Origin of the sequence: Methylobacterium variabile (genome assembly GCF_001043975.1) — a bacterium.
Classification (GTDB): domain Bacteria; phylum Pseudomonadota; class Alphaproteobacteria; order Rhizobiales; family Beijerinckiaceae; genus Methylobacterium; species Methylobacterium variabile.
In genome coordinates, this window is record NZ_LABY01000158.1 from 1 (window position 1) to 6,524 (window position 6,524).

Below are 6,524 nucleotides of genomic sequence, written 5' to 3' on the forward strand. Positions count from 1 at the left end.
CGCTCGCCGATCCGCTACGAGAAGGAGACGCTGGCGGACCCATCGCCCGCAAGCTGATCACCACTCCACGAAAACGGGCCAACATCAACATCAGACCAATCGGCTCAAGACGCAGGCTCATCGCACATCTCCAAGCCCCCGCCAGCTACCAATTCGCAGACCGTATCTAGCTGAAGTCGCTGACCCACAAGGCATTCGGCCGCGGAGCCTTGAACTGGCGGTTGACCCCATCAAGCGGGCAGGCTGCTGCCGGGTCGGGGATCGTAGTGCGCACGGTCCTGCTACGCACCGCCCCCGCCAAGCCCATCTTGCGCATCAGCCGCGCCACCGTGCAGCGAGCGACCACGACCCCCTCGCGGGCCAGTTGCCGCCAGACCCCGGATCAAGTCCGGGGCAAGCTCTTGCGACGCCGTAGACGCAGAAATTGGCCTCGCACACGCGCTGGATCTCGATCATCAACGCGGCATCGCTACGAGCACGGACCGGTTGCTTCTCGGGGTCAGCACGCCGGGCGGCATGCACGTAGTAGGTCGACGGGGCGATCGGCAGCACCCTGCAGCTCGGCTCGACCCCGTAGACCTCCCAATGCTCGTCGAGGAAGCTGGTCATGGCCGCGACCGGCGGTCAAGCTCCGCCATGGCAAAATACGCCGAGGCCTTGCGCAGGATCTCGTTGGCCTGGCGCAGCTCGCGGTTCTCCCGCTCCAGCGCCTTGATCCGCTCGCGCTCATCCGTCGTCTGGCCGGGACGGATGCCCTGATCGCGTTCGGACTGGCGCACCCAGTTCCTCTGCGTCTCGCCCGAGCAACCGATCTTCGCGGCGATCGACTGGATCGCCGACCATTGCGAGCCGTGCTCGCTCTCGTGGTCGCGCACCATCCGCACGGCACGCTCGCGCCCCGCAGGGAAAAATGGGGCCGTTCGCTTCGTCATGGCTCCATCCTCTCAGAAGGAGGAGCCTCCGAAAAATCCGGAGCGGTGCACTCAAGAAGCTGAAGGACGGCCAGGGCCGGTCGCCTGATCGACGCCGGCAACGATGTCATCAAGGCGTTCCAGCGCCCGGCGAACCGAGGTCGAGATCGGATCGAGCCGACGCCGCTCCTCTGGAAGGAGCCATCACCGAGCGGCCCGCTCCGAGGCCGACGACGATGCGAACCCTACGGTGTTCTTCTCTGCGTCGCCCATCGACGCGCCCACTTGCGTTAGGGGACGGCCGCCACCCGTGGCGGCGGCCGGCAGGCTGGGCTCGGGCTGTGCGCAGAACAACCCGACCGTATCCTTCTCGGGGTTGCCGGTCGTCGGTCCCACACGCATCGGCAGGTACAGTGGACAGCGTGCGGACGCCGAGCCGACGCAGGCAAGCATCAGGAACGCTGCCGGCAGCGCATTGAGCAAGCGCATGTCTCCCCCCTGAAGGTGACATTAATATAAAGAGGTCGGGCAAAGATCTCGCTCTCCCGCGAGACGATGCTCCGTACGCTATATCTGCTGATTTAAATGCGGCCGCATCATCAGATTGAATGACAGGTTCAGATGATCTGAAGATGGAGCTTCCAGGCCGGCCGCTGCGACCGCTCGGCTGCCATGCGACGATTCCGGGGGCGGTCCGTGATACGGCTCGGGGCGGCGGCCTTCAGCCCTCCGCCGCCCGCAGGGAGCGGGCGCAGGCGGAGAGGACCGCCCGGGCCTTCTCCGGGTAATCGTCCTGCAGCACGGCCTCCAGCGTGCCGACGGTCTCGGCCAGCAGCGCCTCACCGTCGGCCACGCCCTGCTTGTGCAGCGCCACCGCGAGCGCCGTCGCCAGCGTGGCGAAGGCGACACCCACATCCTGCTCGGTCATGCAAAGAAATCCTCGCGGCCGGGGATTCGGCCTCGCGCCGGACATAGCCCAAGCGATCCGGTCCGGCACCGCTCCGAGCGGTGAGCCCGCAATCCTCGCGGCGCAGGTAGCCTGCGTGCCTCCGTCAGGATCGTTCCCGCACACCGGCACGGCGTCAGGCGATCACGGCGTGACCGCGTTCGCCATGCGGATGCCGGCTCCGCTCAGGCGTGCGGAGCGAAGCTCCGCCGCGCGGACCCGGGCTACGCGATCCGGATGTTGACGTCCGCAGGGACGGACGCTCGCGGAGACCGAGGCAGTGCTTCGGCCCGGACAAGGTCACCCCGCGCCGCTTCACGACGAAGACTGCCGCTCGGGGCTGTCATCACGCCGGTACCGCTTTCCCGCCGAACGGTCCTCCCAGCAATTCCCGGCCCGCCCAGCCGCGCAGGAGCGCGACCGTGAGGGCCGTGATCGAGAGCCCGTCGCAGAGCAGACCGTACACCGATCCGACGAGGAGGTTGTGGCAGAGCCAGCACAGGCTGGCGCCCAGGAACAGGCCGCGCAATCCCTGCGCGGTGCGTTGCAACCGCCCCGCCGTCGAGAGCAGCATGCCGACACCGGCGAACGCCGACGGCCATCCGGTCCAGGTCGCCAGCATGATCCCGATGACGAGGACGAACACGGCGCCGAACAGGCCGGTGAGCCAGGGCGGGCTGCCCTCTTCCCGCACGAATCGCGCCGCGAGCAGGTTCTGCCCGACGGCGACCGCGCTCATGGCCGTGGCCGTGGGCGAGCCGAGGGACAGGTAATGAGCGCCGAAGCAGGTCGACGAGGCGGCCGAGGCCAGCAGGATCAAGCCGCGGCGCGGCATCAGGCCGGCGGCTGCGCCAAAGGCCAAGCCGGCCGCGCCGAAGGCATCGAGGCCCGCTCCGGCGGCGAGCCAGAGGGCCGAAACATCCAGTGGGAGCATGAAAGGGGTTCCGCGCACCCGAACGGGGCGGCCCGCCTGCTCGGTTCGGCCGGTGTCGATTTTGCGGAGGAGAACGTGCGGGATTGCGGCGCGGCGAGCGTCGGCTCGCGTCGCGACGGGCCGGTTCCCCCTGCCCGGCCGAGTTCCGGCGCCGGACGATCTTATTCGTCCGCGCTGGCTCCGATCGGACGTCCGGGATGCGGAGCTGGCCGCGAACGCGAGCGCGTACAGGGCGGCACGCCGGGCGAAAGGCTGGCGGAGCCGCGGGATCAGGCGAGAACGGAAGGCAGGAGGGCGAGGGCCATGACCGGACCGGAAAGGGTGGGCCGGAACGGCAAAAAACCGACCTGCGTCTCTACGACGGGCCGGTTTCATGACTGCCGAGTCAGGTTCAGCGACCGGGGCGACACTCCCGGATCGAACCTGCGGTGGCCCCTTGATCCGCGGCTCCGAGGTTCGATGAACCCGGAATCACGTCGCAGATCCGGAATTCTCACAAAACGTCCTGAGCGCTCTCAGGAAGTTAAGTGGTGGGCGCGACAGGGATCGAACCTGTGACCCCTACGATGTCAACGTAGTGCTCTCCCGCTGAGCTACGCGCCCTCCGAAGCCGCTTGCCGCGGCCCCGGTGTGAGAGGGCATATAGAGGCTGTTCGGATGGGTGGCAAGCCGGTTCTTCGCCGTCTCGCTTTCTCACGTTCCGCCTATGTGGGCGAAGCGATTCCGCCTGCCGTTCGACGCCGCGCGGGGTCGGCCGGCAGATGGCCGTCGTAGTCCGTGGGCGCCTCTCACTGCCCTGCGCGTTCCCGGCGCGGCCCGCACCCTGGCTCCGCGCCCGGGGCGCGGGTGCCGGTCCCGGCCCACTCAGGAACGGAGGTGTCGTCAGCCCTCGATGCGGGACCGGAAGTCCGGCCCGGTTCCCGCAGGGGCGGCTCCCCTTGCCAGCCGTGCCGCCCCCCTGCTACACGTCCGACCGCAAGACTCGATATAACCATTTGATTTCATTGATGATGATGGCGCTGCCGGGCGTCGGGCGGCCATCCTGTCGCGGCCGGCCATGCGGCCCCTGGAGGCGCGAGGACAGGTGACAGCCCAGACCGTTTCCCCCGCCACCCCCCTGCGGGCGACGATCCGCGTCGCCCGCGGGCGCGCCGTCGCCCGGGACTTCGCCCGCCTCCGGCTCGAGTTCGGGACCGAGGCCCTCAGCCTCGACGTGGCGGATCTGGAGCTCGGCGCACGCTGGGTCAGCATCGCCTTCAAGGACGAGAACCACGGCGCCTTCAGCCGGGTCGAACTCACCGCCCTCGCCGAGGGGCCGGAGGGCCCGCAGGGCACCAGCCTGTCCGAGCGGGCCTTCGGTCACGGGCGCTTCACCTGGCTCGGGCGGCTTCCCGCCGGCACGACGTCCTTACGGCTGACGCCGATGCTCGGCGAGCCGGCGCTCAGCATCACCGAGTTCACCGTCACGGTGCGGAGCCGCCTCGCGCTGGTCGGCCGGGCGGCCCTGCGCCGGCCGGTGCTCACCGCCCAGGCCCTGTTCTGGCGCTCCGTCGGCAAGCGGGTGCGCTCGCAGCACCGCCTCGCCCGCGCCCTCGTGCCGCCCGGGCTGACCGCCTACGACACCTGGGTCCGCCACTTCGACACCCTGAGCGAGGCCGACCGCGCCCGCATCGAGGCCGAGGTGGCGCAGTGGCGCGACACAGCCCTGATCTCGGTGGTGATGCCGGTCTACAATCCCGAGCCGAAGGTGCTGGAGGAGGCCCTGCGCTCGGTTCAAGAGCAGCTCTACCCGCACTGGGAGCTCTGCATCGCCGACGACGCCTCGACCGATCCGGCGGTGCCGCGCGTGCTCGCCCGGGCCGCCGCGGCCGACCCCCGCATCCGCGTCGAGCGACGGCCCGAGAACGGCCACATCGCGGCCGCCACCAACACGGCGCTCACGCTCGCCCACGGCGCCTACGTCGCCTTCATGGACCACGACGACGTGCTGCCGGCCCACGCCCTCTACGAGGTGGCCAAGGCGATCCGGCGCGAGCCCGACCTCGACCTGATCTACAGCGACGAGGACAAGATCGATGCCGACGGCCGGCGCTTCGAGCCGCACTTCAAGGGCGACTGGAATCCGGAGCTGCTCTACGGGCAGAACTACCTCAACCACCTGACGGTGGTGCGCCGCAGCCTGATCGAGGCGGTGGGCGGATTGCGCCCGGGCTTCGAGGGCAGCCAGGACCACGACCTGCTCCTGCGCCTGAGCGATCACCTCGAGCCCCGGCGCGTCCGCCACCTGCCGGTGATCCTCTATCACTGGCGCACCGCGATCGGCTCCGGCACCTTCTCGGACGCCTTCCTGGCGCGTGCCGAGGCGGCGCGGCTGCGGGCCCTCGAGGAACTGGTGGCGCGGCGCGGCTGGCCGCACCGGGTCGAGCGGGGCCCGCTCGGCTTCAACCGGCTGGTGCGGGCCCTGCCCGATCCGGCCCCCCGGGTCTCGGTGATCATCCCGACCCGGGACCGGGCCGAGCTGCTCCGCGTCGTCCTGGACGGCCTGCTTCGCGGCACCGATTACCCCGATATCGAGGTCGTGGTGGTCGACAACGGCAGCACCGAGCCCTCGGCCCTGGGGCTGCTCGAGGCCGCCGCAGCCGATCCGCGGGTCCGGGTGCTGTCGCGGCCCGGCCCCTTCAACTTCTCCGCCCTGTCGAACGACGGCGCTGCCGCCGCGAGCGGACCTCTGCTCCTCTTCCTCAACAACGACATCGAGGTGCGCGAGCCGGGCTGGCTCGGCGAGATGGCCTCGATCGCGGTCGAGCCGGCGGTGGGTGCGGTGGGTGCCAAGCTGTCCTATCCGGACGGCACCCTCCAGCATGGCGGCGTGGTCCTGGGCGTCGGCGGCGTCGCCGGCCACAGCCACCCCGACATCGGGCCCGACGACCCGGGCTATTTCGGCCGCATGGTGATCGCGCAGGAGGTCTCGGCGGTCACCGGCGCCTGCCTGATGACCCGCCGCGAGGTGTTCGAGTCCGCCGGCCGCTTCGACGCCGAGCACCTCGCCGTCGCCTTCAACGACATCGACCTCTGCCTGCGGGTGCGCCGGGCCGGCTACAGCGTGATCTGGACACCCCACGCCGCCCTGACGCACCACGAGTCGAAGAGCCGCGGCAAGGAGGACACGCCCGAGAAGCGCGCCCGCTTCGAGGCCGAGGTCGCCACCATGACCGAGCGCTGGGGCCCCGAGTTGCGCAACGACCCCTATTACAACCCTAACCTCGCCCGCGCGAAGGCGCTGTTCCGCCTCTGGTGACGGTGCGGCGCCCGTTGCCCGCGCTGCACTGCAACGCTACAGCGATGCGCGAGGGCCCGCACGAGGCCGGGCACTCGACCGTGGCCGGACCGTCGCGGAGGTCCGGTCGGTCGCGGCCGATGGGCGCGCTCCGCGCCGCTGCCAGGAGGACGTGAGATGCGCGTTGCGATGGTGGGGTCCGGCTATGTCGGCCTTGTGTCTGGGGCGTGCTTTGCGGATTTCGGCCACACCGTCGTGTGCGTCGACACCGCCCCGGAGAAGATCGCCGCCCTCAAGGACGGCCGCATCCCGATCTACGAGCCCGGCCTCGACGCCCTGGTCGCCGACAACGTCCGCCAGGAGCGCCTCGCCTTCACCACCAACCTCGCCGAGGCCGTCGCCGGTGCCGACGCGGTCTTCATCGCCGTCGGCACCCCCTCCCGCCGCGGCGACGGC

At 70.2% G+C, this 6,524-nt stretch carries 5 protein-coding genes, 1 tRNA gene, 1 pseudogene and 1 other annotated feature; of the genes and pseudogenes, 2 read left to right on the plus strand and 5 right to left on the minus strand.

Annotated elements, in window-relative coordinates:
- Positions 1 to 169: 169 nt before the first annotated feature.
- The 5 genes and pseudogenes from VQ02_RS35885 to VQ02_RS21400 all read right to left on the minus strand — a co-directional run.
- Positions 170 to 932: pseudogene (locus tag VQ02_RS35885) on the minus strand (IS3 family transposase); the annotation flags it as partial.
- Positions 535 to 651, minus strand: a sequence feature (AL1L pseudoknot). Its footprint overlaps the pseudogene before it by 117 nt.
- Before the next feature lie 183 nt (positions 933 to 1,115).
- Complete coding sequence (locus tag VQ02_RS37395) at positions 1,116 to 1,394, minus strand: hypothetical protein (protein ID WP_157080740.1); 279 nt, start codon at positions 1,392 to 1,394, stop codon at positions 1,116 to 1,118.
- 238 nt (positions 1,395 to 1,632) lie between these two features.
- A complete protein-coding gene (locus VQ02_RS21390) occupies positions 1,633 to 1,839 on the minus strand; it encodes a hypothetical protein (RefSeq protein WP_048446242.1) in 207 nt (68 codons plus the stop codon).
- Between the two features lie 364 nt (positions 1,840 to 2,203).
- Positions 2,204 to 2,791 carry a YgjV family protein gene (locus tag VQ02_RS21395; protein WP_048446243.1) on the minus strand — a complete coding sequence of 196 codons (588 nt, stop codon included), beginning with the start codon at positions 2,789 to 2,791 and terminating at the stop codon, positions 2,204 to 2,206.
- Positions 2,792 to 3,319: 528 nt separating this feature from the next.
- Positions 3,320 to 3,394: transfer RNA gene (locus VQ02_RS21400), tRNA-Val, on the minus strand.
- Between the two features lie 481 nt (positions 3,395 to 3,875).
- Here VQ02_RS21400 and VQ02_RS21405 point away from each other — a divergent pair.
- Positions 3,876 to 6,089, plus strand: a complete 2,214-nt coding sequence (locus VQ02_RS21405; protein WP_425339915.1) for a glycosyltransferase family 2 protein — start codon at positions 3,876 to 3,878, stop codon at positions 6,087 to 6,089.
- Between the two features lie 156 nt (positions 6,090 to 6,245).
- Positions 6,246 to 6,524: 3-hydroxyacyl-CoA dehydrogenase NAD-binding domain-containing protein (locus VQ02_RS21410; protein WP_048446244.1), on the plus strand; the 279-nt coding region annotated here is incomplete at its 3' end.

What these genes read in the sequence shown, in the direction of transcription:
- VQ02_RS21390 (WP_048446242.1), bottom strand. Translation starts at nt 1,839, where the DNA reads ATGACCGAGCAGGATGTGGGTGTCGCCTTCGCCACGCTGGCGACGGCG.
- VQ02_RS21395 (WP_048446243.1), bottom strand. Translation starts at nt 2,791, where the DNA reads ATGCTCCCACTGGATGTTTCGGCCCTCTGGCTCGCCGCCGGAGCGGGC.